The following is a 26,871-nucleotide window of genomic DNA, read 5'->3' as shown; positions in this document are numbered from 1 at the left end:
CCCCATCGTCTGACCTCACCCCACAACCGCCCGATTCCAGTGGAAACCGGACTTCTGGTTTCAGTGGAAATCAGGTGCCCGGTTTCCACTGAAATCGTGTGGCCTGCGGCGGGGGCCGAGAGCGGGACGACCGGGGACTTGGGTTCGACCGGGGCGATCTTCCGATAGCCCTCGGACTGGTCGGGGCGGGTGTCGGGCTCGCCCTTGTTCGGCCACAGGGAGAAGGCGCGCTCGGCCTGCGCGGTGATGGTCAGCGACGGGTTCACGCCGAGGTTCGCGCTGATTGCCGAGCCGTCCACGATCGACAGCGTCGGGTAGGACCACGCCCGGTGGTACGGGTCGATGACACCGGTTTCCGGGCTGTCGCCGATCGCGCAGCCGCCCAGGAAGTGCGCGGTCAGCGGGATGTCGAACATCTCGCCCCAGGTGCCGCCCGCGATGCCGCCGATCTTGTCGGCGACCAGGTCGTTGGCGCGCTCGCCCGCCGGGATGTAGCTCGGATTCGGCGCGCCGTGACCCTGCTCGGAGGTCAGGAACCGCCTGCCGAACATCCGCTTCACGCTGGTGGTCAGGGAGTTGTCGAGGCTCTGCATGACCAGCAGGATCACCGTGCGCTGGCTCCACTTGCGCACCGAGAGCATCCGCAGCGACAGCAGCGGGTTCTCGCGCAGGAACCTCCCCAGCTGCTTCCACCGCGAGCCGTTGCCGCCCTTGGTCGCGGGGATCTGCAGCAGTCCCATCGCGTTGGCGCCCTTGGTGTAGCGGACCGGCTCGATGTGGGTGTCCTCGTCGGGGTGGAACGAGGAGGTGATCGCGACACCGGTGGAGAAGTCGCGGTCCGGGTCGACCCGGCTCACCTGCGAACCGATGATCGCCTCGGAGTTGGTGCGGGTCAGCTTGCCCAGCCGCTTGGACAGCCGCGGCAGATCACCGTTGTCGACGCTGCCGTGCAGCAGGTTCTGCGTGCCCCAGGTGCCGGCGGCGACCACGACCTGGTCGGCGCTGAAGATCTTCGGCCTGCGGTTGAGCTTCGCGCCGGTGCGGGAGGTGGCGATCCGCCAGCGCCCGTCGGCGCCCTTGCCGAGCCGGTTGACCGTGGTGAGCGGGAAGATCTCCGCTCCGGCCCGCTCCGCGAGGTACAGGTAGTTCTTGACCAGCGTGTTCTTCGCCCCGACCCGGCAGCCGGTCATGCAGGCGCCGCACTCGGTGCAGCCGGTGCGCGCCGGTCCCGCCCCGCCGAAGTAGGGGTCGCCGTCGGTGCGGCCGGGTTCGTTGAAGTACACGCCGACCGGGGTCGCGTGGAACGTGTCGGCCACGCCCATGTCCGCGGCGACCTGCTTCATCACCACGTCGTGCGGGGTCTCCGACGGCTGCTCGACCACGCCGAGCATCTTGGTGGCCTGGTCGTAGTAGGGCGCCAGCTCCGACTCCCAGTCGGTGATGTGCGCCCACTGCGAGTCCTGGTAGAAGGGCTTGAGCGGCCGGTAGAGCGTGTTGGCGTAGTTCAGCGATCCGCCGCCGACGCCGGCACCGGCGAGGATGAGCACGTCGCGGAGCATGTGGATCCGCTGCACGCCGAAGCAGCCCAGCTGCGGGGCCCACAGGAACTTGCGCAGGTCCCACGAGGTCTTCGGCAGCTCCTCGTCGGAGAACCGCCGACCCGCTTCGAGCACCGCGACCCGGTAGCCCTTCTCGGTCAGGCGCAGAGCGGCGACGCTGCCGCCGAAGCCCGAACCGATCACCACCACGTCGAAATCGGTACCGCCATCACCACGTTGTGCCATGCGCGACAGACTAAAGGAAGCTACTGAGCAGTAGCTAGTCCCGTTCCGGGGTGTGGGAGGTGCGATTCGGGCCGAGAACCCGTCAGCCGCGCAGCATCAGGCCGACCTTCTGGAACTCCTTGAGATCGCGGTAGCCCGTCTTGGCCATGGCACGGCGCAGACCGCCCATGAGGTTCATCGTTCCGTACGGATCGCTGCTCGGACCGAACAGCATCTTCTCCAGGTCGGCGTCGGTCCCGGCGAAGCCGACGATCTCGCTGCGCGGCAGGTTCGGGTGCGCGGCGGCGGAGGTCCAGTAGTAGCCCTGGGCGGGCGATTCGGTGGACTCGCTGAGCGCCTCGCCCAGCATCACCGCGTCGGCACCGCAGGCGATGGCCTTGGCGATGTCACCGGAGTAGGACAGCCCGCCGTCGGCGATGACGTGCACGTAGCGGCCGCCGGTCTCGTCCAGGTAGTCGCGGCGGGCCGCGGCGGCGTCGGCGACCGCGGTCGCCATCGGCACGCCGATGCCCAGCACCTGCGTGGTCGTGGCCGCGCGGGACTGGCCGAAGCCGACGATCACACCGGCGGCACCGGTGCGCATCAGGTGCATCGCGGTCCGGTAGTCGCCGACGCCACCGGCCACCACCGGCACGTCCAGCTCGTTGATGAAGCGCTTGAGGTTCAGCGGCTCGCCGTCGCGGGCCACGTGCTCGGCGGAGATGATCGTGCCCTGCACGAACAGCATCTCGACGCCGGCGGCCAGCAGGTCGGGGGTCAGCTCCTCGGCGTGCTGCGGGCTGACGCGCGCGGCGACCGTGACACCGGAGTCCTTGACCTGCCGGAGGGCCTCGCTGAGCAGGTCCAGCCGGATCGGCGCGGAGTGCAGCTCCTGCAGCCGCGCGATCGGCGCCTCCAGGTCGCTGGTCTCCTCGGCGAGGCGGACCACGTCGGCGATCTTGTCCTCGACGTCGGTGTGCCGGGCCCACAGGCCCTCGGCGTTGAGCACGCCCAGACCACCGAGCTCGCCCATGCGCACGGCCGAGGCCGGCGAGACGACGGCATCGGTCGGATGCGTGATCGCCGGGATGTCGAAGCGGTAGGCATCGATCTGCCAGGCCAGCGACACGTCCTTGGACGATCGGGTGCGCCGCGAGGGCACGATCTCGACGTCGTCCAAGTCGTAGCCGCGCATGGCGGTCCGGCCCATGCCGATCTCAACCTGATCGCGCACCGTGTGTCCCTCCTAGCAGCGGATGTCCAGCGAAACATTCTCTCCGCAAGCCCGGAACTCCCGCTGCCCGGGTCCCACGATCACACTCAGCGCACGGCCGAACTCACACCGTCAGGCAAGCGGCGAAGCCGCTTTCCCAGTGCCCCACCCGAGCAACCGGTACCGCCGCAGGTTCTGAGCGGCTCTCTGGTGAGGACGGCCACTCCGCCGTGTATTGGACACATCAGGAGTGGCACCCGCGGTCCAGAGAGCCGCTCAGGTTCTGCTACCCGCACCGCTGAGCAGAGCGGCCGCGGAGTTTCCCGGAAAACTCAGCGCGTGGTGTAGTTCGGCGCCTCGACCGTCATGGTGATGTCGTGCGGGTGCGACTCCTTCAGCCCGGCCGCGGTGATCCGCACCAGCTTGGCCTCCTGGAGCTCCGGGATCGTGGTGGAACCCGTGTAGCCCATGCCGGAGCGCAGACCGCCCACGAGCTGGTCGACGACCTGGGACAGCGGCCCGCGGAACGGGACCCGGCCCTCGATGCCCTCCGGGACCAGCTTGTCCTCGGAGAGCACGTCGTCCTGGAAGTAGCGGTCCTTGGAGTAGGACTTGGCCTGGCCGCGCGACTGCATCGCGCCCAGCGACCCCATGCCCCGGTAGACCTTGAACTGCTTGCCGTTGACCAGCACCAGGTCGCCGGGCGACTCGGCGGTGCCGGCGAGCAGGCTGCCCAGCATGACCGAGCTGGCACCGGCGGCGATGGCCTTGCCGATGTCACCGGAGTACTGGATGCCCCCATCGCCGATGATCGGCACACCGGCCGGCTTGCAGGCGACGCTGGCTTCGTAGATCGCGCTGATCTGCGGGACGCCGACACCGGCGACCACGCGGGTGGTGCAGATCGAGCCCGGGCCGACACCGACCTTGACCGCGTCCGCGCCCGCGTCCACCAGCGCCTGCGCGCCCGCGCGGGAGGCCACGTTGCCGCCGATGACGTCGACGGAGTTGCCCAGTTCCTTCTTCAGCGTCGTGACGGTGTCCAGCACGGCGCGCGAGTGGCCGTGGGCGGTGTCGACGATCAGCACGTCCACGCCCGCGTCGACCAGGGCCATCGCGCGCTCGTGCGAGTCCGCACCGACGCCGACGGCGGCGCCGCACAGCAGCCGGCCGTCGGGGTCCTTGGTGGCGCTCGGGTACTGCTCGGTCTTGACGAAGTCCTTGACGGTGATCAGGCCGCGCAGCTTGCCCGCGCCGTCGACGATCGGCAGCTTCTCGATCTTGTTGCGGCGCAGCAGGCCGAGCGCCGCGTCGGCGGTGACGCCGACCTGCGCGGTGATCAGCGGCGCGGTGGTCATGACCTCGCGCACCTTGCGCGTGTAGTCGACCTCGAAGCGCATGTCGCGGTTGGTGATGATGCCGACCAGCGTGCCGTCGGGGTCGGTCACCGGGACACCGGAGATCCGGAACCGGGCGCACAGCGCGTCGACCTCGGCGAGGGTGTCCTCCGGCGAACAGGTCACCGGGTCGGTCACCATGCCCGCCTCGGAGCGCTTGACGACCTCGACCTGCGACGCCTGCTCCTCGACGGAGAGGTTGCGCTGCAGGATGCCGACGCCGCCCTGGCGGGCCATCGCGATCGCCATCCGGGCCTCGGTCACGGTGTCCATCGCGGCGGACAGCAGCGGGACGCGGAGGCGAACGTTGCGGGAGAGCTGGGTCGAGGTGTCCACCGCGCTCGGGATGACGTCAGACTCGTCGGGCAGCAAGAGCACGTCATCGAAGGTCAGACCCAGCGTCGCGAACTTATCGGGGAGGCCGGGAGCGGAGAGTTCGCTGGTCATGGCGAGGGATGTGCCTTCCTTCACGATATGGCCCACAAACCTTCAAGGTGCGGCTTGCTGGGATTACCACGGCGATCGCGTCCTGCGCATCAGCTGTGCTGATGAACAACGCGGTGTCCGGATAGAGGATTCCCCAGATGATAGAGACCACAGGTCAGGGCGCGGTTGCCCCGTCCCGGCAGGGGTGCGCCAGACCACGGGCAGTGGCCGCAGGCGTGTGAAACCCGCCCCGCGAGCCCCGCGCAGGCGATGCGCCCGGTACCGTGCGGGCCGTGCCGCACGATCCGATGCCACCAGACCCGTTCGCGGGTGATCCGGAAGATCCGAGCATGGCACTCGGTGACCACGACGCCGAGGACGGTCCGCCGCTCGGCGACGAGGAGCGCGCCGAGCTGCTCGCAGACCTGACCGACCTGGCCGTCTACCAGGCCCTCCTGGAGCCCAGGGGCGTTCGCGGCATCGTGGTCGACTGCGCGGACTGCGGAGAGTGCCACTACCACGACTGGGAGCTGCTGCGCTCGAGCCTCTCCCAGCTCCTGCACGACGGCCGCATGCGCCCCCACGAACCGGCCTTCGACCCGGACCCAGGCCAGTACGTCACCTGGGAGTACTGCCGAGGCTACGCAGACGGCATGACGGAGAGCGAAAGCGCACTCTGAGCGCGCGCTCCCAAGCGGTTCACGTCAGGCAAGCGCCGAAGGCGCTTTCTCCTCGCCCCACCCGGGCAACCGGCACCGCCGCGGGTTCTCAGACGTCGTCTGGCGAGGACAGCCGTAGCGCCGCGTATCCGTTCATACTCAAGTCTCGGATCCCGGAGCCAGACGGCGTCTGAGGTTCCGCCACCCGCACCGCCACGCAGAAGAAGGACCCCTCTTCCAGAAGAGGAGTCCATCGCTGCATCAAGGCGTTGACGTCTGCGGTTGGTTGGGCCAGAACCATCCGCCGGACGAGCTCTCCGAACTGCTGGTCTCGCTCGGCGAGGTGGTCGGCGAGGTCGGGCCGGTGGTGCTCGACGGCGGGGTGGTGCTGTTGGTCGGCGGCACGCCCGGGGGCGGCGGCAACGGCTGGGACGGCGACGGCTGAGTCGTCGGCGGCAGCGTCGTCGTCGGCGTCGAGGACTGCGAGGAGTCGTTGTCGCCCTGGCCGATGCGCATGGTCAGCGACTCGTGCGCGGCCCGGAGCTCGGACAGGCCGTGCTCCTTGTCCACGTCGGCCAGGTGCTGGTTGGCCGACCGCAGCGCCTCCTCGGCTGCCAGCCGGTTGCCCCGCTCGACCTCGCTCTCGGCCGTGTCGAGGTCCGTGCGAGCCGAGGCGGCGGCCTGGACGGCGCGCGTGTGATCGGTGTAGAGCACCTGCGCCACGCCCCACAGCATGTCGCCGGGTTGCGCGTCCCGGGCGGCCACGCCGACGCCGGTGAAGGTGATCATCAGAACCGCTGCCGCGGTGGCCACCGGGACGAGGTGCCTGCGGCGCAGGAAGCTGCGCGGCCGGCCGGCCTCGGCGATCGCCGCAACGGCGGTGTCGGTGTCCACCAGGTCACCGATCGGTGCCGAGTCGACGTCCTGACGCCACGCCACCAGCAGCTGTTCCAGGCTGGGGCCGTCGTCGGCCGTCGCGGGCACGTCGGGGTTGGTCCCGCCCAGCGCGTCGAGGAGGACGTCGTCCTCCTGCAGCGCGGCCAGGTCGATCGGTTCGTCGCTGAAGTCGTCGAGGTCGGTGAGCTCCTCGTCCGCGTCACCGCGCGGACGGAAGGTCAGCACCTCGGCGCCGGCCTCTTCGCGGGAGGTCTCGGACTCATCTGAGCCGGAGTCCCGGTGGTTGTCGCTCAGTTCCGTTCCCTCGCCTGCGGATCCCTCAGCAGGAGCCAGGTCCTGCCCGTCTGCATGGGTCGAACGGTCCTGCTCCAGGGCGGATTCCTCGACGGGTTCGCCTCCCAGCTCCCCATCGGGCCCTTTCCGCTCAGCCATTCAGACCACCTCCTCCGCGGACAGCGTCTTCCGCAACCGGGCCAGTGCGCGATGTTGTGCTACGCGCACAGCGCCCGGTGTCGAGCCGACCGCTTCGGCGGTTTCCTCCGCCGACAGCCCGACTACCACCCGGAGCAGCAAGATTTCCCGCTGCTTGGCCGGGAGGATTTGGAGCAACTGCGCCATCCTGCCCGAGAGCTCACCCTGCATCGCCCGCTGCTCTGGACCGGCCTCGGACTCCGGGGTGTCCGGCATGTCCGCGACCGGTTCTGAACGGTTGCGAGCTGACGCACGGTGCGCATCAGCCACCTTGTGCGCGGCGATGCCGTACACGAACGCCAAGAACGGACGACCCTGGTCCTTGTAAGTGGGCAGCGCGGTGAGCACCGCCAAGCACACTTCCTGGGCGACGTCGTCCGCTGACGCGAACGACCTCTCGTTTCGTCCGACCCTGGCGCGGCAGTACCGCACCACCAAAGGACGGATTTCGGCCAGCAAGCGCTCAATCGACTGACGATCGCCGTCGACGGCGGCGCTTACAAGAGCGTCCAGCCCGTCCCCCACATTGGTCATCGCAGACAGCAGCCCTGGTGTTACGCGTTCAAGCGATTCGGATTTGCCCGGCGTGTTTCGCGTGCACCGCACGCCGCGCCGTGGTCACCGTACCGGGCTGGAGGCGTTCGCAGAACAGGGACCGGGGGTCGGGGGCCGTCGTCGTCACGCATCCACATCTACCAGAAGCCGTGGCCGGCGGTGTTTGTCCAGGCCACCGACATCGTCGTGGTGCGTGGGACAGCGGTCGGAGACGATCTTCACATCGTCTCGAGCGAGGTGCGCGGCGGCGGCGACGGCCGAGTGGAGAAGGTTCTCGCCGCCAGCACCTGAAGCGGGGCCGACCGGAGGCGGCTATGGCTCACATCACGAATTCCCTGCGTCGCCGTGAAACACGGCGGGCACGAGCGCGATGCGAGCCACAGCCACTCCCGAAGCGTCAGCTCACCGGAAGGCACTCTCGTCGGGCGGTCACCGGCGTCCCCCAACTCCGTGCCGGTGCCACCTTGTCACCAGCTCAGGCGACGAGACCGCGGCGGAACCCGTGCGCCACCGCTTGAGCGCGGTCGCGGACGCCGAGCTTGCGGAACAGCCGGCGCGCGTGGGTCTTGACCGTGTCTTCGGAGAGGTAGAGCTCGCGGCCGATCTGGCCGTTGCTCTTGCCCTGGCTCATGCCGCGCAGCACCTGGAGCTCGCGCTCCGTGAGCTGCACGCCGGGGTCGGACGGTTGCCGCGGTGCGGGCACCGAGGTGCTTGCCAGCGTGTGGGCCAGCGCCGCGACGAGTTCGGGCCGGGACGCGTCCCAGCGGAGGTAACCGCGGGCACCACCGGCGATGGCCGCGGCGATGCTGGCCGCGTCGTCGGGGGCGCCGAAGACGATCACGTTGGCTTGGGGATGCGCGGAGACGAGCCGGCGCGTGGCCTCGACGCCGTTGGGCACGGCGCGCTGGGTTCCCACCAGCACGACGTCCACGGCCTGCCGCGAGAAACGGGCCAACAGCTCGTCGCCATGTGCGACGCAATCGATCCGGCTCACTCCGGGGACAGCTGACATCACACGAGTGAGCCCTTCCCGGACGCTACGTCGGTCATCGCAGATCAAGACCGTCGTCACGGGAACTCCTTCCTGCAGGCGAGTGACGTTCCACATCCCCTATCGGACGCATGAGGCGAAACCTTGACACGATCCGGTGCTTAATCCCTCCAGAATTCGGGCCGCGGACACACGTGAGGGACGTTCACCGGAACGGAGCAGGCGCTAGCCGTTACCCCTCGAGAGGGCCCGACCCCGCGTCATACCTGCGATGTTCACCCGTTCGCTGCCAATGTGACGATCACTTCGCCCGTCCGAACGAACATCGAGATCGACCCCGCAAATGGTTCTGTGATTTGGGTCACATAGTACTCAACTCAGCCCAGGACGGTAGCGGAAACCCGGGACACCGCGGTCTCGAGCGACCCGAGCAGCTCCACGTGGCCGGGCAGCGCCTCGGCCGACCAGCCCGCCCCGGCGACGAACGCGCGAGCCCGCTGCCGGGTGATCGGGATGTCGTCGAGGACGCGCGGAGCCGCGTAGTACGGCTGGTCCGCCCACAGCACCACGGCGGCCGGCGCGGAGCGCTTCACCGCGGCGGCCAGGCCCTCGCGGGGCAGGGCGGCGCCGAACAGCCGGTGCCCGACCCGGTTCGCCGCCAGCGCGGCGGCCAGCGCCACGAGTTCGAGCTCCTGGTTCTCGCCGGGAACCGGTGCGAGCACCACCGGGCGCGGGTTCTCCGGCTTCGGAGCCCGCGCGATGACCGAGCGCAGCGCCGTCGACGCGCAGTCGTTGAGCAGCTGGAGCACTTCCACGCCGGTCCCGGACCGCTGCCTGCGCTCGCTGACCGCGCGCAGCACCGGCTGGAGCATCTCCTGCCAGGTCCGGACCACGCCGTCGCCGTCCATCGACTCGATCAGCAGCTGCTGCACCGACCACGAGTCCAGCGCCAGCGCCGCGCGGCCCAGCCCGCGGGTTCGCGGCCCGGCACCGGAGAGCTTGAGACCCCTGCCACCCGTGTTGGCCCCGGCCACCAGGGCGAGTTCGTCATCGGCGCCGTCGAGCACGCCGGACATCAGCAGCGGCCCGTCCTCGGCGTCGGCCCGCTCCGGCGAGGAACCGTCCGAGCGGCGCTGCGGAGGCGGTGCGGCGACCGTGCGGGCGTAGCGGGCGGCCTCCATCGGCGAGGCGCCGCGCAGCAGCGCGCGCTGCATCTGCTCCAGGCGAGCGATGTCGTCCGGCCCGTAGCGGCGGTGCCTGCCGCTGGTGTGGTCGCTGGGGCCCAAGCCGTACCGGCGGTCCCAGGTGCGCAGCGTGGCGGGCGCGACGCCGAGCCTGCGTGCAACCGCGGCGACGCTGAGCCTCGGCTCGTCGTCCAGACCGATCCCCTCCGGCTCCTGCGCTGACGCCTCCGACGCGTCCGCTCGATCACCAGCCGGTGAATCGCCGAGCGGGTCGGGGGTGTGCACCCCCGCAATTGGTTCAGGCCGCGTCGTCACCCGGCACATATTCCGGTTCTCACCCGCCGAGAGCAAGCCGGTCGGACTTCGATCACCCCATTTCCAAGGATCACACCAATGATGAACAGCTTTTGGCGCGAAAGGGGTTGAACAAGTTTTGACTCGGTTCTACGGTCGGATCATGCGAGGCTGCGGCGGTCCCGCCGTAGCAAGGGAGGGGATCCACCGGTGGGAGGTGGTTGTCGCAATGGCAGACACTCGACGTCTTCCAGGACCGAACGCCGATATCTGGGATTGGCAGATACGGGGCTCGTGCAGGGGGATGGACAGCGCGTACTTCTTTCATCCGGACGGAGAGCGAGGTCCGGCACGAGCGAGGCGTGAGGCTAAGGCGAAGGAGGTGTGCCAGCACTGCCCTGTGCTCGCCCAATGCCGCACTCACGCATTGGCGGTCCAGGAGCCGTACGGCATCTGGGGAGGACTGTCCGAGTCGGAACGGGAAGTGATCATCAAGGCGCGCAAGCGCCACCAGCTGGCCGTAGCAGCCGGCTGACCCCAGGACCATGACCGGCGGTGGGGGAAGCGCCGCAGGTCAGGTGGCCGGGAACGAATGGCACGAGGGGCGTCATTCGCTCCCGGCGGAAGCGAAAAAGAGATCGGGGCGGTACCCAGGCATGGGTACCGCCCCGATCTTCACGTCGAGCGAGCGGTGCAGCCGCTCGTCGCTCCTGAACGACCCGCACCGCCGCGCGGGCGGGTCGTTCAGATCACCTCTGGTCAGTGGCCGTGGCCGTGGCCGTGTCCGTGACCCGCGGCTTCCTCGGTCTCCTCCGGCTTGTCCACGACGGCGCTCTCGGTGGTGAGCACCATGCGGGCGATGGAGGCCGCGTTGGCGACCGCGGAGCGGGTCACCTTCAGCGGGTCGACGATGCCGGCCTGCACCAGGTCGCCGTACTCGCCGGTGGCGGCGTTGTAGCCGGAACCCCAGTCGAGGTCGCGGACCTTGGACACCACGACGGCGCCCTCCTGCCCGGCGTTGGCGGCGATCCAGAACAGCGGAGCCTTTAGCGCGCGGCGGACCAGCTGCACACCGGTCGCCTCGTCACCGGTCAGGCCGAGGTTGTCCTCCAGCGACTTGGCGGCGTGGATCAGCGCGGACCCACCACCGGGGACGCTGCCCTCCTCCGCAGCGGCCTTGGAGGCCGCGACGGCGTCCTCGATCCGGGACTTGCGCTCCTTGAGCTCGGTCTCGGTGGCCGCGCCGACCTTGATCACCGCGACGCCGCCGGCCAGCTTGGCCAGCCGCTCCTGCAGCTTCTCGCGGTCCCAGTCGGAGTCGGTCGCCTCGATCTCCTTGCGGAGCTGAGCGGCGCGCTCGGAGACGTCCGCGGCGGAGCCGCGACCGTCGACCAGGGTGGTCTCGTCCTTGGTGACGGTGACCCGGCGGGCCGCACCCAGCACCTCGGGGCCGCACTCGGAGAGCTTCAGGCCCAGCTCGGGCGCGATGACCTGAGCACCGGTGACGATGGCCAGGTCGTCCATGAACGCCTTGCGGCGGTCACCGAAGAAGGGCGCCTTGACCGCGACGACCTTGAGGGTCTTGCGCACGGCGTTGACGGCCAGGGTCGACAGCGCCTCGCCCTCGACGTCCTCGGCCACGATCAGCAGCGGCTTGCCGTCCTGCACGACCTTCTCCAGCAGCGGCAGCAGCTCCTGGATGTTGGAGATCTTCTCCCGGTGCAGCAGGATCTGCGCGTCCTCCAGGACGGCTTCCTGACGCTCGGCGTCGGTGACGAAGTGCGGCGAGACGAAGCCCTTGTCGAACTGCACGCCCTCGGTGAGGTCCAGCTCGGTGGCCAGCGTCGAGGACTCCTCGATGCTGATGACGCCGTCCTCGCCGACCTTCTCCATGGCCTCGCCGATCAGGTCGCCGATGGCCTCGTCGCGCGAGGACACGGTGGCGATCTGGGCGATGTTGTCCCGGCCCTTGACCGGGGTGGCCTTGGCCTTCAGGGCCTCGACCACGGCCTCGGCGGCCAGGGTGACGCCCTTGTTCAGCGACGCCGGGTTCGCGCCCGCGGCCAGGTTGCGCAGGCCCTCGCGGACCAGCGACTGGGCCAGCACGGTCGCGGTGGTGGTTCCGTCACCGGCGACGTCGTTGGTCTTGGTCGCGACGTTCTTGGCGAGCTGGGCGCCCAGGTTCTCGAACGGGTCGTCGAGCTCGATCTCGCGAGCGATGGTGACGCCGTCGTTGGTGATCTGCGGTCCGCCGAACTGCTTGTCCAGCACGACGTGCCGGCCTCGCGGCCCGAGCGTGACCTTCACCGCGTCGGCGAGCTGGTTGACGCCGCTTTCCAGCGCACGGCGCGCCTGCTCGTCGAAGGTGATCTGCTTAGCCATCTTTGCTACAGCCCTTCAGATGAGTGCCTGATCCCGAACATGCAGCCGCCCCGGCGGTCCCGCGGTCGGGACCGCCGGGGCGGCTGTTGCCCACGCTGGGTGGGCGCACGATGATCTGGCGTCAGTTGACGACGGCCAGCACGTCGCGGGCGGAGAGGATCAGGTACTCCTCGCCGTTGTACTTGACCTCGGTTCCGCCGTACTTCGAGTAGATGACGACGTCGCCTTCCTTCACATCCACGGGGATGCGGTTGCCCTTGTCGTCGATGCGACCCGGGCCGACTGCCAGGACCTTGCCCTCCTGGGGCTTTTCCTTGGCGGTGTCCGGGATCACGATGCCGGACGCAGTCGTCGTCTCGGCTTCGCTCGCCTGGACCACGATCTTGTCCTCAAGCGGCTTGATGCTCGCCACGGTGTGACCTCCACCTTCTGGGGCCTTCGAAGCGTTGGCTGGGAATGACGGCTCCGTCGCTCCCCGTCGTCGCGGGTGCCGGGGCGCGGTGGCGCCGTGCTGCTAGCACTCTACCTAGGAGAGTGCCAGCGCTCAACAACCACCCGCTCACCCGAACGCCGGAACGCGACTTGCGCATTCAACGGCACCGCTCGGACCTCGCGGCGAGCGGGGTTCATTCAACCCGCACCGAGCCCTCCGCGATCGCCGTTTCGGACCTCTTTCACCCAACGGGGCGACAGAGTCACCGACGGTGGCGGCACGCGGTGTCGATCACCGCACCCCGGTCCACCTGCGACGTCGTGACCTGTGCTGTGCGGACAGTGATCATCGCTGGTAGATCGGCATGCGGGGAATCTCACCAATGCCTCCAGGTGGTTCACACCTGCGGTGTCCGGTGGCCTAGGTTGCACGGCATGCCAGCCCTCTCCAAGCCCGCGAACCGGCCGTGGGAGCGACGTCCCCGACCCGCTCGCCCGCCTGGTCCGTCCGGCCCCCCGACCCGATCCAGCTGGCGTCCGAAGTAAGCGACGCCGCGAGCCAATCTTCAACGCCCCATGCGCGCAGCGGCGCCGGTCGCTCAGGTGACCGATCGCCGGCGACTGCGCCGCCCGCACCGCATGCGGGCTCCGCTCAGACCAGACCGCACTGCTGCGGTCGCCTGATTTTGCCGACAATTCACCAGACCCTCCAGGCATGTCGGTAGTTTCCGCCTTCGCCAGGCGATCACCGTCGATCTCCGGATGCGTCCGAAGGAAGACCTGGAGGGCTTGAGATGTCCGATCCCCACGTTCCGTTATCCGGCCGACTCACCCGGCGCGCCGTGCTGCTCGGCGGCGCCGCCGCCTTCGGCGCGACCGCGCTGGGTGGCTCGGCCGTTGCCCACGCGCTGGCGATGCCCGGCGCGGGTGTGCGCAAGCTGGCCGATCCCTTCACCCTCGGCGTCGCCTCCGGCGACCCGCTGTCCGACGGCGTGGTGCTGTGGACCCGGCTCGCGCCCGAACCCACCAACGACGACGGCCTGGGCGGGATGCCCGAGAAGGTCGTGCCGGTGCAGTGGGAGGTCGCGACCGACGAGAAGTTCAGCGACGTCGTGCAGTCCGGTGAGGCGCAGGCCGCGCCGGAGCTCGGGCACAGCGTCCACGTCGAGCTGGAAGGCCTCCAGCCGGGCGCCGAGTACTTCTACCGGTTCAAGGCGCAGGACGCGATCTCGCCGGTCGGCCGCACCCGGACCGCCCCGGCGGCGGGTTCGCTCGGCGAGCTGACCATGTGCTTCGCCTCGTGCGCGCACTACGGCGAGGGCTACTTCACCGCCTACAAGCGGATGGCCGAGGACGAACCGCACCTGATCCTGCACCTCGGCGACTACCAGTACGAGTACGCCGCGGCCGACGACGACGTCCGGAAGGTCCTCGGACCGGAGACCCGCACGCTCGCCAACTACCGGCAGCGCCACGCGCAGTACAAGACCGACCCGGACCTGCAGCTCGCGCACGCCACCGCGCCGTGGGTCGTGGTCTGGGACGACCACGAGACCGAGAACAACTGGGCCGACGAGACCCCGGAGAAGCCCGACGACGGATTCCTCGACCGCCGCGAGGCCGCGTTCCAGGCGTACTACGAGAACATGCCGCTGCGTTCGACTTCCCAGCCGAGCGGGATCGATCTCCAGCTGTACCGCCGACTTTCGTGGGGTTCGCTGGTGAACTTCCACATGCTCGACACCCGGCAGTACCGCAGCGACCAGGCCTGCGGCGACGGCGTCCAGTCCGGCTGCGACGACCGCGAGGACCCGACCCGCTCGCTGACCGGCGCAGAGCAGGAGAAGTGGCTCGTCGACGGGTTCAACAGCACGTCGGCTCGCTGGGACGTGCTGGGGCAGCAGGTGTTCTTCTCCAAGATCGACCTGACCCCGGGTTCCGAAGAGGGCTACAACATGGACGCCTGGGACGGCTACGTCGCCAACCGCGACCGCATCGCCGACGCCATGGCCGACAGCGCGGTCCGCAACGGGGTCGTGCTCACCGGTGACGTCCACCGGCACTGGGCGGCGGAGATCAAGCGCACCCACGACGACCAGGACTCCCCCGCGGTCGGCACCGAGCTGGTGACCACGTCGATCACCAGCGGTGGCGACGGCAGCGACGACGCCAACGGGGACGTCCTGGCCGAGAACCCGCACGTGAAGTACTACGCGAACCGCCGGGGCTACGTCCGGACGAAGTTCACCGAGTCCCAGCTCACGGCCGACTACCGGACCCTGGCGAAGGTGTCCGAACAGGACGCCCCGGCCAAGACCGCCAAGACCTTCGTCGTCGAGGACGGCAAGCCCGCCCTCAACCCCGCCTGACCCCGGGCCGCGAGTTCCCACCACCCGATCGAGCCCGAGCGCGGTGCCGTCCCCGGCATCACTGCCCGGGCCTCGATCGGGTGGTGGTTCGTGCCTGCCGCCGGGTTCAGTGGAAAACGGGCGTCAGGTTTCCACCGAAGTGTTCCCGGATTTCCACTGAAATCGTGCCGTTCACCCTGCCGAGGAGCGGTGGCAGACTGACGGGGTGCGTTTGGTGTGGGTGGTTGTCGTGGTGGCCGCTGGGGTTCTGGTCGCCCCGTTCGCGTGGGCCTGGGGTCGAAGCGTCGGCCGGGTTCGAGGCGTGGGGGACGTGCCCGAGTTGGACGTCGCCCTGGTCCTGGGCGCCGGGGTCCGGTGGGACGGCGTTCCCAGCCGCATCCTCCAGGGGCGGTTGGACGTCGCTCGGGAGCTGTTCCGGGCCGGGAAGGTCCGGCGGATCATCGTCAGCGGCTCGCCCGAGTCGCGCGGGCACAGCGAGCCGATCGTGATGCGGCACTACCTGCGGGCGCGCGGAGTCCCGGACGAGGCCGTGGTGCTAGACGAGTCCGGTGTGGACACCTACTCCTCCTGCCGGAAGGCCGCCGAGGAGCACGACTCGCTGGTCGTGGTGACCACGCGCTTCCACCTGCGGCGATCGATCGCGCTCGCGCGGCGGTTCGGCATCGACGCCTACGGCGTCGGGCACGACGCCGCCGCCGACGGGCTCCGGCGGGTCAACGCGCGCGCGACCCGCCGCGAGGTCCTCGCGACCGTCAAGGCGTTCTGGCTGCCCCGCTGAGCTCTACCGCACGACGATCGTGTGCACCGGCAGACCCGGGTTCGCCGGCATGTCCAGCGGCGACGGCTTGGCGCCGGAGTGCAGCACGTGCGCGCCCAGCGCCGCGATCATCGCGCCGTTGTCGGTGCACAGCCGGGGACGCGGCACGCGCAGCGTGATCCCGGCCGCCGCGCAGCGCTCGCGCGCCAGCTCCGACAGCCGCGAATTCGCCGCCACCCCACCGGAGATCACCAGGGTGTCGATGTCGTGGTCCTGCGCCGCGCGGACCGCCTTGGCGGTGAGCACGTCGGCGACGGCCTCCTGGAACGAGGCGCACACGTCCGGGATCGGGATGTCCCGGCCCGCGCGCTGCTCGGTCTCCACCCAGCGGGCGACCGCGGTCTTCAGGCCGGAGAAGGAGAAGTCGTACTTGGCGTCGCGCGGACCGGTGAGCCCGCGCGGGAACGCGATGGCCTTCGGGTCGCCGAGCTTGGCCTGCTGGTCGATCGGCGGGCCGCCCGGGTAGGGCAGGTCGAGGATGCGGGCGACCTTGTCGTAGGCCTCGCCCGCGGCGTCGTCGATGGTCGTGCCGACCTCGGTGATCTTCTCCCCGACGCCCTCCACCAGCAGCAACTGGCTGTGCCCGCCGGAGACCAGCAGGGCCAAGCAGCGCTCCGGCAGCGGACCGTGCTCCAAGGTGTCCACGGCGACGTGCCCGCCCAGGTGGTTCACGCCGAACAGCGGCACGTCGAGCGCGGTCGCGTACGCCTTGGCGGAGGCGACGCCGACCATCAGCGCCCCGGCCAGACCGGGACCGGCCGTGACGGCGATCGCGTCCACATCGGACAGCGCGAGCCCCGATTCGTCCAGCGCGCGGCGCATCGTCGGCGCCATGGCGGCCAGGTGCGCGCGGCTGGCGATCTCCGGAACGACGCCGCCGAACCGCGCGTGCTCGTCCACACTGGACGCGACCGCGTCGGCCAGCAGCTCCACGCGGCCGTCGGCGGAGAGCCGGACCAGACCGACTCCCGTCTCATCGCAGGAACTCTCGATCCCCAGAACGATCCGCTCGCTCATGACGCCTCCAGTGTCATGCGGGGCACCCGCGCCCGGTCGGCTCACACGAGCGCGGGGAGGAGCAGTGTCGCTCATGACGCCTCCACGGCTTCGCGTCGCATGGTGTGGGCATCGGCACCCGAGGGCTGGTAGTACCGCGGGCGCAGGCCGACGATCTCGAAACCGTGGTCGCGGTACATCGCGATCGCCGGCTCGTTGTCGGTGCGCACCTCCAGGAACGTCGTCGCCCGGTGCTCGTCGGCGCGCGTCAGCAGCGCCCGCAGCAGGGCCTTGCCGACGCCGCGTCCCTGGTGCGCGGGGTCGACGCCGATGGTGTGGACCTCGGCCTCCGCGTGCGGCGGGCGGCCGTTGACCGCCAGGCCCGCGTAACCGATCAGCCGTTCGTCGAGGTAGGCGCCGAGGTAGTAGTGGCCCTGGTCCAGCTCGGAGGAGAACGCCGCCTTCGACCACGGGTCGTCGCCGCCGAAGAGCACCTGCTCCAGCTGCGCGCAGCGGCGCAGGTCGGCCCGCCGCAGCTTGAGGACCTCGACCTCGGTGACCGACTCGCTCACCGGGTGAGCACCGACTTCCGCTTCCCCGGCTCCTCGGCGTCCGGTCGCCGCAGGTACAGCGGCACCAGCGGCTCGGGGTCGGAGTCGAGCGCGGCGGCGGCCACCAGTCCGGCGGGGGTGGGGAACCGCGGCTCGACGGCGTCGAGGCCGACTGCCTCCGCGAGCTCCCCCGCCGCGACCGCGCAGCCGCTGGTGGGGACGTCGGCGGGGCGCGCGACGTGCGGGCCGTGGACGCGGGTCGCGCCGTCGTAGGCGGCCCAGTAGGTCTCCTTGCGGCGCGCGTCGGTGGCGACCAGCAGCGGGCCGGTCACCTCAGCGGCGGCGGCGATGGCGTCCAGGCTGCACACCGGGTGCACCGGGACGTCGCACGCCTGACCGAGGGCGGCGGCGGTGGCCAGGCCGACCCGCAGGCCGGTGAAGGGCCCCGGTCCGATCCCGGCGACGATCGCGTCGACGTCGGCGAAGCCGCGACCGGCCTCGTCCATGACGTCGACCAGCTGCGGCATCAGGAGTTCGCCGTGCGCGCGCGGGTTGATCGTGACGCGCTCGGCGAGAACCCGCGGGCTGCCTTCGTCGAGGTCGACCAGCCCCGCCGTGACCGCGGGCGTCGAGGTGTCCAGCGCAATGACGAGCACAGCTATCCAGCGTACGTCAGCGCTGGTCACGGACGTCCATCGGGTCAGCGGGCACCGCTGCGCGCGGTCTGCGAGACCACACCCCGGATGCGCGGCGGAACCTCAGCGCATCGCGTGCTGCTGCTTGGCGCGGGTGACGGCCATGACGTGCTCCATCAGGGTCGTCAGCAGCTGCTTGTTGGAGTCCCGCTGCCGCGCGTCGCACAGCATGATCGGCACGTTCTCGTCGATGTCCAGCGCGCGCCGGACCTCTTCCGGGTCGTAGATCTGGGTGCCGTTGAAGCAGTTCACACCGATGATGAACGGCAGCCCGCGGCCCTCGAAGTAGTCGATCGCCGCGAAGCAGGTGTCCAGTCGCCGGGTGTCGGCCAGCACGATCGCCCCGAGAGCCCCGTTGGCCAGTTCGTTCCACATGAACCAGAAGCGCTCCTGGCCCGGGGTCCCGAACAGGTACAGGATCAGGTCGGAACTGATGGTGATGCGGCCGAAGTCGAAGGCCACCGTGGTGGTGGTCTTGCGCTCCACGCCCGTCAGGTCGTCGACCCCGGCGCTCGCCTCGGTCAGCGTCTCCTCGGTCCGCAGGGGCACGATCTCGCTGACCGACCCCACCAGGGTCGTCTTGCCGACACCGAACCCGCCCGCGATGAGGATCTTCGCGGCGACCGCGTTGAGGCTGGCTTGTTCAGAGTTTGCGGATCCCATCCAGCACCTTCTGCATCATGTCGAGGCTCGGTCCGGTCGTCGGCGACGAGTCCGGTCCGAAGACCACGTAGTCCCGCTCGATCAAGTCACTGATCAGAATCTTCACCACGCCCAGCGGCAAGTCCGCTCGTGCGGCGACCTCGGCGACCGAGACCGGATACCCGCATCCCGCCAGGACCCGCTGGTAGTTGGGCGACAGCGCACGCGCGTTCGGCGGCAGCGGTTGGCGCGCCACGACGAGCGTGATCAGGTCGAGCTCGTAGCTCGTGGCCCGCGTACGCCCCTTGGTCAGGGCGTACGGACGCACCACCGGTCCCGCATCCTCGTCGAACCATCCTCGCCCACCTGACATGGCGCTCACACATCAAGGGGAGAACCGGCGGCACGGGGCGCGGAGCTCAGGTAGTTGCCCACCCGGGTCACCATGCGGTTCGCCTCGAAGGCGATCATGCCGAGGTCGGCGTCCGCGGCGGCGATCAGCGCGAGGCAGGCGCCCTCGCTGGCCGCGGTGACCATCAGGAAGCAGTTCGCCATCTCCACGACTGTCTGGTAGACCTCACCACCGTCGAACTGCAGCGCCGCGCCCTTCGACAGGCTCTGGAATCCGGAGGCGACGGCCGCCAGGTGCTCCGCGTCGGCTTGGCCGAGCTGCGGCGTCTTGCCCAGCAGCAGGCCGTCGGAGGACAGCAACGCGGCCTTGTCCGCGCCGGCCAGCCGCTGCACGAGATCGTTGAGCAGCCAGTCAACTTCCTTGCTATAAGCCTTCAGCGTCATGCCTCGTTTCCTCCTGGCCGCGCACCATCGTTGTTCACGTCGTTGGTGCGCGCTCGCTTGGTGCCTGTCTGGAAGGCGTTCATGCTGTTGCGGAACCTGTCGGGCGTCCGCGGCGGACCGCTGCTGGGAGCGGGCTGCTGCGGCGCGGCTTCGGGCTTCTGGTTCTGGTCGATCTGGGCGCGGAGCGGCGCCGCGAGATTGGCCTTCTGACCGCGCCGGCGCTGCGGGAGCGGCGGCTTGTCGGCCGAGCTGGAAACCGACGTGTTCACCGAAACCCCGGCCGTGGTACCGCTCTTCGGCGGACCAGAGCCGTTGGTTCCGTTCGCAACGACCTCCGTCGGGAGGATTTCACCAGACGCGTTGGGCATGTTCGACGACAGCCCCGGCATGTTCGCCGGAGCCTCCGGCGCGATCCGCCGTCCCATCGCCGGACGCTGCTGTTCGTTGGCCCGGGGTTCGGGCTGGCGCGGCGGCGCGGCGGGGCGACGCTGCTCGGCCGGGTTCGGCTGCGGCGCACCGATCTCGCCGGTGGCCGGCCCGGATCCGTTGGTACCCTGGTGGGTCCAGCGCTGCGTGGCCGCCTCGTGGCCGACCGGGTTGTGCGGGGTGATCGGGCTGTCCGGTCCGATCGGGTCCGGCATGACGTCCGGGTCGAGCCGGCCCTCCATCCAGCGCTTGCGCGGGATCTTCGGGCGTGTCTCCGGCTCGGCGGCCGGGATCGCGGGCTGCGAACCGCTCTGCTCGACGCGCTCCTGGCGCTCGGTCTGCGGACCGCGCTCGGCGACGATGTGGTTCGGGATCAGCGCCACGGCCCGGATGCCGCCGTAGGCGGAGTCGCGCAGGGTGACCTTGATGCCGTGCCTGCCCGCCAGCTGCGCGACCACGAACAGACCCATCCGGGCCTCTTCGGACAGCGCCATCACCGAGAAGTCGGGCGGGCTGGCCAGCAGCTGGTTGAGCTCGTCGAGCTTCTCGGCCTCCAGGCCGATGCCCTGGTCCTCGATCTCGACGATGATGCCCTTGCCGACCACGTTGCCGCGGACCTCGACGTGCGATTCCGGCGGCGAGAACGAGGTCGCGTTGTCGACCAGCTCGGCGAGCAGGTGCACGAGGTCGGCGACCGCGCGGCCCTGCACCGAGATCTCCGGCAGCTGCTGGATCTCGACGCGGGCGTAGAGCTCGGTCTCGGCGACCGCGCCCTGCACGACGTCGTGCAGCAGGACCGGGTTGCGCCACTGCCGGCCGGGGCGCTGACCACCGAGGATGATCAGGTTCTCGGCGTTGCGGCGGGACTGGGTGGCCAGGTGGTCGAGCTGGAACAGCAGCTCCAGCTGGTCCGGGTCCTCCAGCTTGCGCTCGGCCTTGTCGAGCACCTGCAGCTGGCGGTGGACCATGACCTGGCTGCGGTGGGCGATGTTGAGGAACACCGAGCGGACGCCCTGCCGGGTCTCGGCCTCGGCGACGGTCGCGCGGATCGCGGTGCGCTGCGCCTCGTTGAAGGCGTTGGCGACCTCACCGATCTCGTCGCTGCCGAAGCGCAGCCAGGAGACCTCGCGCTCGACGTCGACCTGCTTCCCGTTGCGCAGCCGCGCCACGACCGAGGGCATCTCCCGCTCGGCCAGCGCCAGCGTCTCGCTGCGCAGCTTGTTGAGCCGTCGCACCAGCAGGTTCGCCAGCCGCAGGGCGATCAGGAAGACGATCAGGACGATCAGCACGATGATCGCGCCGGTGATCGCCGAGGTCAGCAGCGTCTCGCCGGCGACGGCGCCACCGAGGACCAGCGCGTACTGGTAGTGCGAGGTCGACAGCGCGTTGAGCTCGCGCGCCAGGTCGTGCGTGGAGCTGATCCAGTCGGTGGTGCTGACCGGGACCTTGATGACCTGACCGGCCGCGGCCTGGGCACCCGCGACCTCCATGGCGTCCTGCACCGCGTCGACGCGGGTCCAGGCCGAGCCCTTCTGGAGGTCCTTGTAGGTCTGCTCCTCGACCGGCGTCATGCGCGGCGTCAGGGAGTTCAGGTTGTCGTGGAAGGCGCCGATCTGGTGCGCGTACTCGTGGTACTGCGCCGGCGACATGCCGACCGAGGTGCGGCCCAGCGCGAGCGCGTGGCCTCGGGCCATGGCGTCGGCGGCGTCCATGAGGTCGGCTGAGACCGAGCTCTCGTAGGAGACCTGGGCGTCCGGGGCGTACCGGACGTAGGTCCGCAGGCTCATGTTGTAGGCGTCGAACAGTCCGTTGTAGAACTTGTACACCGCGTCCAGTTCGGCCGGTCCGCCGTCGACCTGCTTGCGCACCTCTTTGACGGTGTTGAGCTGAGAGCGGAACTCGTCGAAGTTGCCGCGCGCGTCGCTCGGCACCGCGTCGGCGAACTCCTCCGCGACGCCGTCCATCTCGGCCAGCGAGGCGTCGAACTTCGTGCGGACCTCGTCGAGGTTGCGGCGCTCGTTGCGGTTGCTGAGGTAGACGAGGGTCAGCTGGCGCTCGTCCTGCAGGTTGGCGACGAATCTGGCCGAGGGGTCCTTGGCGTCGGCGAGTCTGCCGACGTAGTTCTGCACGCTCAGGCCGTGAAAGATCAGGTACCCGGACAAGCCCACGCCGACGAGCAGGGCCGCGACACTCGGGACGAGTGCGATGGCCATCAGGCGCGCCTTGATCGTGCCGGAGGCGAAGGAGCTTTTCAGCGTTGACATGGACCTCGTCTCAAACCTTCTCCGTTGGTTGGCCGCAGCAAGAAGAACCCACGCCGACCCTGCGTACCCCGAAACGGCCGGGCCTGCGGCTGCGCCGAAAAATTTCGGACCCAACGGCGCATCAGATGACGACGCAGCCTAGGACCGCAGTCAGGCATGGTCAACGCGCTATTGGGACCTATCGACACAATTGTTATATACGCTGGTCGGGCAGTATGCGCGGGAAGATTAGCAGACGCGCTCGGCATTGCTGAATTGCATTGCCACTTATCCCATCACGCAGCGAACTGGTTCAGAACTGCAACACCGAGACCGCCTGTCCTGAACCGGTTCCGACTGGTTGGCCACCCGGTCAGAACTGGTCCGGACCTACGCAGAATTACTCTGTTCGGCCTAATCCAAACGCCGCCGAAAGGGTGATTCAGACCCTACTTTACCGTCAGGTAGGCTCTCGCGACGTTGGCAGGTGAAAACCGGCCACACCGACTTTTCAAGCACCATTTCCCCCGACCCCAGAGGAAGTCAACACAACCCCGGAAAGTCATCTTCGAATAGCTTCTGGTCACTGGAAGTGACGCGCGCGGCCAAATGTCGCAATTCGATTACTCCTGGCGACCGGAAATGAATTTTCGATGACGCGGTGCACACCCGTCGGCATCGCGCGGGGTTAGCGACGAACCTGAAGTCGGACAAGTCCTGCCTTGGCCTGTTTGAGTACGTCGGCACGTCTTTTCCGCTCGGTGAATGGTCCCCGGTCGGCCATTTGAGTGCTGGCGCGCGAGAGGAGTTTGGATGGTTCACCCCGCCACCGCTCACGAGGAAGCCGCTCCGGCGCCCGGCACGCGACGCCGACGCTTCCTCACCTACGTCGCGGCGGCCCCGATGCTGACCGTCGCCGGCAAGTTCGTGATGGAAGGCGAAGCCGCCGCCGCACCCGGCCAGGTGGCCGGTCAGCTGCCGCTTCCCCCGGTCTCCGGGCTCATGGACTTCGGCGACCTCATGGAGATCGCCACAGCGCCGACCATGGCGCTGATGAAGCTGGAGTTCACCGCGGACAACAAGGTCCGCTTCGAGCTCCCGCGCCTCGAATCCGGGCAGGGCCTCAACACCGCAGTGGTGATGATGCTGGCCGAGGAGCTCGGCGCGCGCACCCAGGACGTCGTGGTCGAGCTCTCCGACGCTCGCCCCGAGCTGCTGTTCAACCAGTTCACCGCGGCTTCGTCGTCGGTGCGCACGTTCTGGAAGCCGCTGCGCCAGATGGCCGCCACCGCGCGTTCCCGGCTGATCACCGCCGCCGCCAAGAAGTGGAGCGTGTCCGCCAACGGCCTCACGGCCCAGGGCACCGGCATCGTCGGTCCGGGCGGCCGCAAGGCCACCTTCGCCGAGCTGGCCCAGGACGCCGCCAAGGTGGTCATCCCCTCGGTGCCCGCCACGCCGAAGAGCCCGGACGAGTTCAAGGTCCTCGGCAAGGGGCACACCCGCTCCGACGCCACCGCCATCGTCACCGGCAAGGCCCACTTCGTCTCGGACCTGAAGATCCCGAACTCCGTGGTGGCCGTCGTGGTCCGCCCACCGACCCTGGACGGCGAGGTCGAGTCCTACGACGACTCCGCCATCCGCAACGTCCCGGGCTTCAAGGGCACCGCTGAGATCTCCACCGGTGTCGCGGTGTGCGCCGAGTACACCTGGCAGGCCATGGAGCTGGCCAAGAAGCTCGAGGTCACCTGGAAGCAGGGCCCCATCGCCGACATGTCGTCGGCGGACATCCAGGAGAAGCTGGCCGGGATGACCGGCAGCCTCGACGACGGGATCTCCGACGACGACGGCGACGAGATCGACGAGAGCTTCGACTTCGCCTTCGTCAGCCACGCGCCGATGGAGGTCAACTACGCGATCGCCGACGTCAAGGACAACAGCGCCGAGATCTGGGTTCCCGCCCAGTCCCCGCAGGTCGCGCAGAAGGACGTCGCCGCGGCCGTCGGCGTGCTCGACGTCAAGGTGCACGTCACCCGCGCCGGCGGTTCCTTCGGCCGGCACCTGTTCCACGACGCCGCGGTCGAGGCCGCCGAGGTCTCCAAGGCCATCGGCAAGCCGGTCAAGCTGATGTGGACGCGCAACGACGACACCCGCCACGGCCGGATGCGCCCCGCCTCGCACCACCGCGTCAAGGCGTCGTTCCGCAGCGGCAAGGTGCGGTCCTGGGCGCACAAGATGGCCAGCGTCTCGACCGACTTCAACCACGGCATCGGTGACCTGATCACCTCGACCGCCGTGCAGTCCGGGATCGGCAAGCTCCCGGCCGCGCAGCTGTACTTCAACCTGACCCAGTCGGTGCCCTACGAGTTCGGCGCGACCACCATCTCGCTGAACGACTACCCGCTGGAGGGCGTGCACACCGGCAGCTGGCGGTCGGTGCACTCGGCGACCTTCCGCACCGCGGAGGACCTGGTCGTCGACCAGATCGCGGAGAAGGCCGGTTCCGACGCGGCGAACTTCCGGTTGGACAACGCCAAGACCGACCGCGCCAAGGCCGTGCTGCGGAAGGTCATGAAGGACGGCAAGTGGGGCCGCTCGATGCCCAAGGGCCACGCCCAGGGCATCTCGATGCACGAGGAGTTCAAGTCGGTCGCGGCCTGCCTGGTCGAGATCAACGCCACCGATCCGAAGAAGCCGCGGGTCACCAAGGCCGTGATCGCCGTCGACGCGGGCATCCCGCTGAACCCGCGCGGCATCGAGGCTCAGATGATGGGCGGCCTGACCGACGCGATCTCCACGGTGCTGCAGGCGGGCATCCACATCGACAGCGGTGCGGTGCGCGAGGGCAGCTACGGGGACTTCCTGTGGGCGCGTCAGCGTCACACCCCCACCGACCTGCAGATCCACGTCATGCCGGCCACCACCGACGAGCCGGGCGGTGTGGGCGAGCTGGGCGTGCCGGTGTGCGCGGGTGCGATCGCCACCGCCTACGCCCGCGCGACCGGCACCAAGCCGCGCAGCTTCCCGGTCAACTACTGATTCCGGCCTGAAGAGATCTTCCGCTAAGGAGTCCCCGAGCGACATGCCCAAGTACGAGTTCACCGTCAACGGCAAGGACGTCGAGGTCGACGTCCCCGCGGAGATGCCCCTGCTGTGGGTGCTGCGCGACGAGCTGCGCATCACCGGTCCCAAGTACGGCTGCGGTGTGGGCGTCTGCCGCGCCTGCACCTGCCTGCAGGACGACGAGGCCGTCCAGACCTGCATGGTCAAGGCCGAGGACGCCGACGGCACCGAGATCACCACGATCGAGGGCCTGGCCGACGACGACGAGCTGCACCCGGTGCAGCAGGCGTGGCTGGACCGGGACGTCGCGCAGTGCGGCTTCTGCCAGCCGGGCCAGATCATGCAGGCCGTCGCGCTGATCAACGAGACCAGCGAGCCGACCGACGCGGACATCGACAAGATCGAGAACGTCTGCCGCTGCGGCACCTACGGCCGGATCCGCCAGGCCATCAAGCAGGCCGCCGAGAACATGTGAGCCTGTGTGGCCGGGCGGGGTTCCGCCGCCCGGCCACGAGCACAGGAACAGTTCACGAAGAGAAGTTGATGAGGGCATGACACTTCGCAAGTCTTTCGCCGCCGCGATCGTCTTCGGCTGCGCGGCGCTTTCCGCGTGCGGCGGTGGTTCGTCCGAGGGTCAGGACCACAGCATGCACATGCAGCACGGCGGCGATCAGGCCGGCGGCGGCATGCAGATGAACATGGGCGACGCCAACGCCACTCCGGCCAAGGACGTGCAGGGCGCGCAGCTGCGCACCAACCCGTTCACGCTGCTGCCCACTCGCGCGCCGGGCACCGACCAGGCCGCGGGCTCCGCGTGGATGGCGATCCACCCGGGTGGCACGACGGTCACGCTGGAGATGACCGGTCTGGCGCCGAACGGCAAGTACATGGCCCACGTGCACGCCAAGCCGTGCGCGGAGGAGGCCGGCGGTGAGCACTTCAAGTTCGACCCGGCCGGGTCGGAGATGCCGCCGAACGAGATCCACCTGGCGTTCACCGCTGACGCCACCGGGCGCGGTTTCATGACCGCCGAGAACGACAAGCCGGCCGAGGCCGCCAAGTCGCTCGTGGTCCACCCGGCCGAGTTCACCGACAACCGAATCGCATGCGCCGACCTCTGAGAACCACCGTCGGTGCGGTTCTGAGCGCGCTGCTGGTCCTGCTGGGCGCGGGCACCGCGTTCGCGCACAGCGGGCTCAACTCCGCTTCCCCCGGCCCAGGTGAAACCGCCCAGGCCGGGGTGGACCGCATCGAAATGGACTTCGCAGGGGCCCTGGACGCGTCGAAGCCGCCGCAGATCGAGGTGAAGGATCCTTCGGGAACCGATCACGTCTCGGGTGAGGCGGACGTCGACGGCAACCACGTGACCGTCCACATCGAAGCGCTGAAACCCGGTCTGCACACGGTGAAGTACCAGACCGTCTTCGACGACGGCCACACCACCGAGGGCGGCTTCTACCTCAACGTCGCCCCGGCTCCGCCGGGTGAGTCGGGCAGCGGCGGCTACATGCTCTGGCTGAGCGTCGGCGGTGGCGCGGTGATCGTCGTGCTGCTGATCGTGGTGGTCGCCCTGATCCCGCGCCGGTCCGAGTCGGACTAGCACAACGCGAACG

24 protein-coding genes are annotated in these 26,871 nt (G+C 69.4%); 8 read left to right on the top strand and 16 right to left on the bottom strand.

All coding sequences use genetic code 11. From position 1 onward, the window contains the following. The 3 genes from E1202_RS10980 to guaB all read right to left on the bottom strand — a co-directional run. Positions 1 to 1,784, bottom strand: a 1,784-nt coding sequence (locus E1202_RS10980) for a GMC family oxidoreductase N-terminal domain-containing protein (RefSeq protein ID WP_132682664.1), incomplete at its 3' end; no start/stop codon positions are given. Between the two features lie 82 nt (positions 1,785 to 1,866). Next, positions 1,867 to 2,997 (bottom strand): GuaB3 family IMP dehydrogenase-related protein, encoded by a 1,131-nt coding sequence (locus E1202_RS10975; protein WP_132682663.1) that lies wholly within the window; start codon positions 2,995 to 2,997, stop codon positions 1,867 to 1,869. A 311-nt stretch (positions 2,998 to 3,308) separates the two neighbouring features. Further along, the gene (gene guaB, locus E1202_RS10970) at positions 3,309 to 4,820 is read right to left on the bottom strand and encodes an IMP dehydrogenase (RefSeq protein WP_132682661.1); all 1,512 of its coding nucleotides are present in this window, start codon (positions 4,818 to 4,820) and stop codon (positions 3,309 to 3,311) included. A gap of 287 nt (positions 4,821 to 5,107) precedes the next feature. Here guaB and E1202_RS10965 point away from each other — a divergent pair, with 287 nt between their 5' ends. After that, positions 5,108 to 5,479, top strand: a complete 372-nt coding sequence (locus E1202_RS10965) for a DUF5319 domain-containing protein (RefSeq protein ID WP_132682682.1) — start codon at positions 5,108 to 5,110, stop codon at positions 5,477 to 5,479. Between the two features lie 240 nt (positions 5,480 to 5,719). Here the strand turns inward: E1202_RS10965 and E1202_RS10960 are convergent, their stop codons facing one another. The 4 genes from E1202_RS10960 to E1202_RS10945 all read right to left on the bottom strand — a co-directional run bounded on the left by E1202_RS10960 (position 5,720) and on the right by E1202_RS10945 (position 9,841). Continuing rightward, a complete protein-coding gene (locus E1202_RS10960) occupies positions 5,720 to 6,787 on the bottom strand; it encodes an anti-sigma-D factor RsdA (protein WP_132682659.1) in 1,068 nt (355 codons plus the stop codon). Beyond that, a complete protein-coding gene (locus tag E1202_RS10955; RefSeq protein ID WP_093414059.1) occupies positions 6,788 to 7,360 on the bottom strand; it encodes a sigma-70 family RNA polymerase sigma factor in 573 nt (190 codons plus the stop codon). A 496-nt stretch (positions 7,361 to 7,856) separates the two neighbouring features. Further along, positions 7,857 to 8,453: a response regulator transcription factor gene (locus E1202_RS10950; RefSeq protein ID WP_029536209.1), complete on the bottom strand. Its 597-nt coding sequence runs from the start codon at positions 8,451 to 8,453 to the stop codon at positions 7,857 to 7,859. A gap of 296 nt (positions 8,454 to 8,749) precedes the next feature. Then, on the bottom strand, positions 8,750 to 9,841 hold the full coding sequence (locus E1202_RS10945; protein WP_235878028.1) for a MerR family transcriptional regulator: 1,092 nt from the start codon (positions 9,839 to 9,841) through the stop codon (positions 8,750 to 8,752). Positions 9,842 to 10,079: 238 nt separating this feature from the next. Between E1202_RS10945 and E1202_RS10940 the strand changes: the two genes are divergently transcribed. Next, positions 10,080 to 10,385: a WhiB family transcriptional regulator gene (locus E1202_RS10940; RefSeq protein WP_132622826.1), complete on the top strand. Its 306-nt coding sequence runs from the start codon at positions 10,080 to 10,082 to the stop codon at positions 10,383 to 10,385. A gap of 224 nt (positions 10,386 to 10,609) precedes the next feature. Here E1202_RS10940 and groL read toward each other — a convergent pair whose 3' ends face one another. Both groL and groES read right to left on the bottom strand, forming a co-directional pair. Then, positions 10,610 to 12,232 (bottom strand): chaperonin GroEL, encoded by a 1,623-nt coding sequence (groL, locus tag E1202_RS10935; protein WP_132682656.1) that lies wholly within the window; start codon positions 12,230 to 12,232, stop codon positions 10,610 to 10,612. Positions 12,233 to 12,353: 121 nt separating this feature from the next. After that, a complete protein-coding gene (gene groES, locus E1202_RS10930; RefSeq protein ID WP_093414065.1) occupies positions 12,354 to 12,644 on the bottom strand; it encodes a co-chaperone GroES in 291 nt (96 codons plus the stop codon). An 814-nt stretch (positions 12,645 to 13,458) separates the two neighbouring features. Between groES and E1202_RS10925 the strand changes: the two genes are divergently transcribed. Next, complete coding sequence (locus E1202_RS10925; protein ID WP_132682655.1) at positions 13,459 to 15,033, top strand: alkaline phosphatase D family protein; 1,575 nt, start codon at positions 13,459 to 13,461, stop codon at positions 15,031 to 15,033. A 310-nt stretch (positions 15,034 to 15,343) separates the two neighbouring features. Continuing rightward, entirely contained in the window at positions 15,344 to 15,811 is a 468-nt protein-coding gene (locus E1202_RS10920; RefSeq protein WP_235878026.1) for a SanA/YdcF family protein, read from the top strand. Positions 15,812 to 15,814: 3 nt separating this feature from the next. Here the strand turns inward: E1202_RS10920 and tsaD are convergent, their stop codons facing one another. The 7 genes from tsaD to E1202_RS10885 form a co-directional block, all read right to left on the bottom strand. Next, positions 15,815 to 16,867 (bottom strand): tRNA (adenosine(37)-N6)-threonylcarbamoyltransferase complex transferase subunit TsaD, encoded by a 1,053-nt coding sequence (gene tsaD, locus E1202_RS10915; RefSeq protein WP_132682652.1) that lies wholly within the window; start codon positions 16,865 to 16,867, stop codon positions 15,815 to 15,817. Between the two features lie 71 nt (positions 16,868 to 16,938). Beyond that, positions 16,939 to 17,418 carry a ribosomal protein S18-alanine N-acetyltransferase gene (rimI, locus tag E1202_RS10910; protein ID WP_132682650.1) on the bottom strand — a complete coding sequence of 160 codons (480 nt, stop codon included), beginning with the start codon at positions 17,416 to 17,418 and terminating at the stop codon, positions 16,939 to 16,941. Further along, entirely contained in the window at positions 17,415 to 18,053 is a 639-nt protein-coding gene (gene tsaB / locus E1202_RS10905; protein ID WP_132682649.1) for a tRNA (adenosine(37)-N6)-threonylcarbamoyltransferase complex dimerization subunit type 1 TsaB, read from the bottom strand. Before tsaB ends, rimI begins: the two co-directional genes overlap by 4 nt. 102 nt (positions 18,054 to 18,155) lie before the next feature. Beyond that, on the bottom strand, positions 18,156 to 18,755 hold the full coding sequence (locus tag E1202_RS10900) for a GTP-binding protein (RefSeq protein WP_132676949.1): 600 nt from the start codon (positions 18,753 to 18,755) through the stop codon (positions 18,156 to 18,158). Then, positions 18,736 to 19,107 (bottom strand): DUF742 domain-containing protein, encoded by a 372-nt coding sequence (locus tag E1202_RS10895; RefSeq protein WP_132624548.1) that lies wholly within the window; start codon positions 19,105 to 19,107, stop codon positions 18,736 to 18,738. Before E1202_RS10895 ends, E1202_RS10900 begins: the two co-directional genes overlap by 20 nt. A 5-nt stretch (positions 19,108 to 19,112) precedes the next feature. Next, positions 19,113 to 19,529, bottom strand: a complete 417-nt coding sequence (locus E1202_RS10890; protein ID WP_132682647.1) for a roadblock/LC7 domain-containing protein — start codon at positions 19,527 to 19,529, stop codon at positions 19,113 to 19,115. Beyond that, positions 19,526 to 22,219: a sensor histidine kinase gene (locus E1202_RS10885; RefSeq protein WP_132682646.1), complete on the bottom strand. Its 2,694-nt coding sequence runs from the start codon at positions 22,217 to 22,219 to the stop codon at positions 19,526 to 19,528. Before E1202_RS10885 ends, E1202_RS10890 begins: the two co-directional genes overlap by 4 nt. A gap of 792 nt (positions 22,220 to 23,011) precedes the next feature. Here E1202_RS10885 and E1202_RS10880 point away from each other — a divergent pair. The 4 genes from E1202_RS10880 (at position 23,012) to E1202_RS10865 (ending at position 26,858) form a co-directional block, all read left to right on the top strand. Then, positions 23,012 to 25,234: a xanthine dehydrogenase family protein molybdopterin-binding subunit gene (locus tag E1202_RS10880; RefSeq protein WP_132682644.1), complete on the top strand. Its 2,223-nt coding sequence runs from the start codon at positions 23,012 to 23,014 to the stop codon at positions 25,232 to 25,234. A 43-nt stretch (positions 25,235 to 25,277) separates the two neighbouring features. After that, positions 25,278 to 25,733, top strand: a complete 456-nt coding sequence (locus E1202_RS10875; RefSeq protein ID WP_132676955.1) for a (2Fe-2S)-binding protein — start codon at positions 25,278 to 25,280, stop codon at positions 25,731 to 25,733. 76 nt (positions 25,734 to 25,809) lie between these two features. Beyond that, entirely contained in the window at positions 25,810 to 26,379 is a 570-nt protein-coding gene (locus E1202_RS10870; protein ID WP_132682643.1) for a superoxide dismutase family protein, read from the top strand. Beyond that, on the top strand, positions 26,364 to 26,858 hold the full coding sequence (locus E1202_RS10865) for a copper resistance CopC family protein (RefSeq protein ID WP_132682641.1): 495 nt from the start codon (positions 26,364 to 26,366) through the stop codon (positions 26,856 to 26,858). Before E1202_RS10870 ends, E1202_RS10865 begins: the two co-directional genes overlap by 16 nt. Positions 26,859 to 26,871 lie beyond the last annotated feature (13 nt).

It is taken from the genome of Saccharopolyspora karakumensis (assembly GCF_004349225.1).
In the GTDB taxonomy this organism is placed as follows: Bacteria; Actinomycetota; Actinomycetes; order Mycobacteriales; family Pseudonocardiaceae; genus Saccharopolyspora; species Saccharopolyspora endophytica.
Note: the sequence above shows the minus strand (reverse complement) of the source record. Positions and strands in the feature narration are given on the sequence as shown.

Excerpts from the sequence above, each read along its gene's own strand:
- guaB (WP_132682661.1), bottom strand. The coding sequence starts at position 4,820 with ATGACCAGCGAACTCTCCGCTCCCGGCCTCCCCGATAAGTTCGCGACG.
- E1202_RS10965 (WP_132682682.1), top strand. The coding sequence starts at position 5,108 with ATGCCACCAGACCCGTTCGCGGGTGATCCGGAAGATCCGAGCATGGCA.
- E1202_RS10960 (WP_132682659.1), bottom strand. The coding sequence starts at position 6,787 with ATGGCTGAGCGGAAAGGGCCCGATGGGGAGCTGGGAGGCGAACCCGTC.
- E1202_RS10955 (WP_093414059.1), bottom strand. The coding sequence starts at position 7,360 with ATGACCAATGTGGGGGACGGGCTGGACGCTCTTGTAAGCGCCGCCGTC.
- E1202_RS10940 (WP_132622826.1), top strand. The coding sequence starts at position 10,080 with ATGGCAGACACTCGACGTCTTCCAGGACCGAACGCCGATATCTGGGAT.
- groL (WP_132682656.1), bottom strand. The coding sequence starts at position 12,232 with ATGGCTAAGCAGATCACCTTCGACGAGCAGGCGCGCCGTGCGCTGGAA.
- E1202_RS10925 (WP_132682655.1), top strand. The coding sequence starts at position 13,459 with ATGTCCGATCCCCACGTTCCGTTATCCGGCCGACTCACCCGGCGCGCC.
- tsaD (WP_132682652.1), bottom strand. The coding sequence starts at position 16,867 with ATGAGCGAGCGGATCGTTCTGGGGATCGAGAGTTCCTGCGATGAGACG.
- E1202_RS10900 (WP_132676949.1), bottom strand. The coding sequence starts at position 18,755 with ATGGGATCCGCAAACTCTGAACAAGCCAGCCTCAACGCGGTCGCCGCG.
- E1202_RS10895 (WP_132624548.1), bottom strand. The coding sequence starts at position 19,107 with ATGTCAGGTGGGCGAGGATGGTTCGACGAGGATGCGGGACCGGTGGTG.
- E1202_RS10890 (WP_132682647.1), bottom strand. The coding sequence starts at position 19,529 with ATGACGCTGAAGGCTTATAGCAAGGAAGTTGACTGGCTGCTCAACGAT.
- E1202_RS10885 (WP_132682646.1), bottom strand. The coding sequence starts at position 22,219 with ATGTCAACGCTGAAAAGCTCCTTCGCCTCCGGCACGATCAAGGCGCGC.
- E1202_RS10880 (WP_132682644.1), top strand. The coding sequence starts at position 23,012 with ATGGTTCACCCCGCCACCGCTCACGAGGAAGCCGCTCCGGCGCCCGGC.
- E1202_RS10875 (WP_132676955.1), top strand. The coding sequence starts at position 25,278 with ATGCCCAAGTACGAGTTCACCGTCAACGGCAAGGACGTCGAGGTCGAC.
- E1202_RS10870 (WP_132682643.1), top strand. The coding sequence starts at position 25,810 with ATGACACTTCGCAAGTCTTTCGCCGCCGCGATCGTCTTCGGCTGCGCG.
- E1202_RS10865 (WP_132682641.1), top strand. The coding sequence starts at position 26,364 with ATGCGCCGACCTCTGAGAACCACCGTCGGTGCGGTTCTGAGCGCGCTG.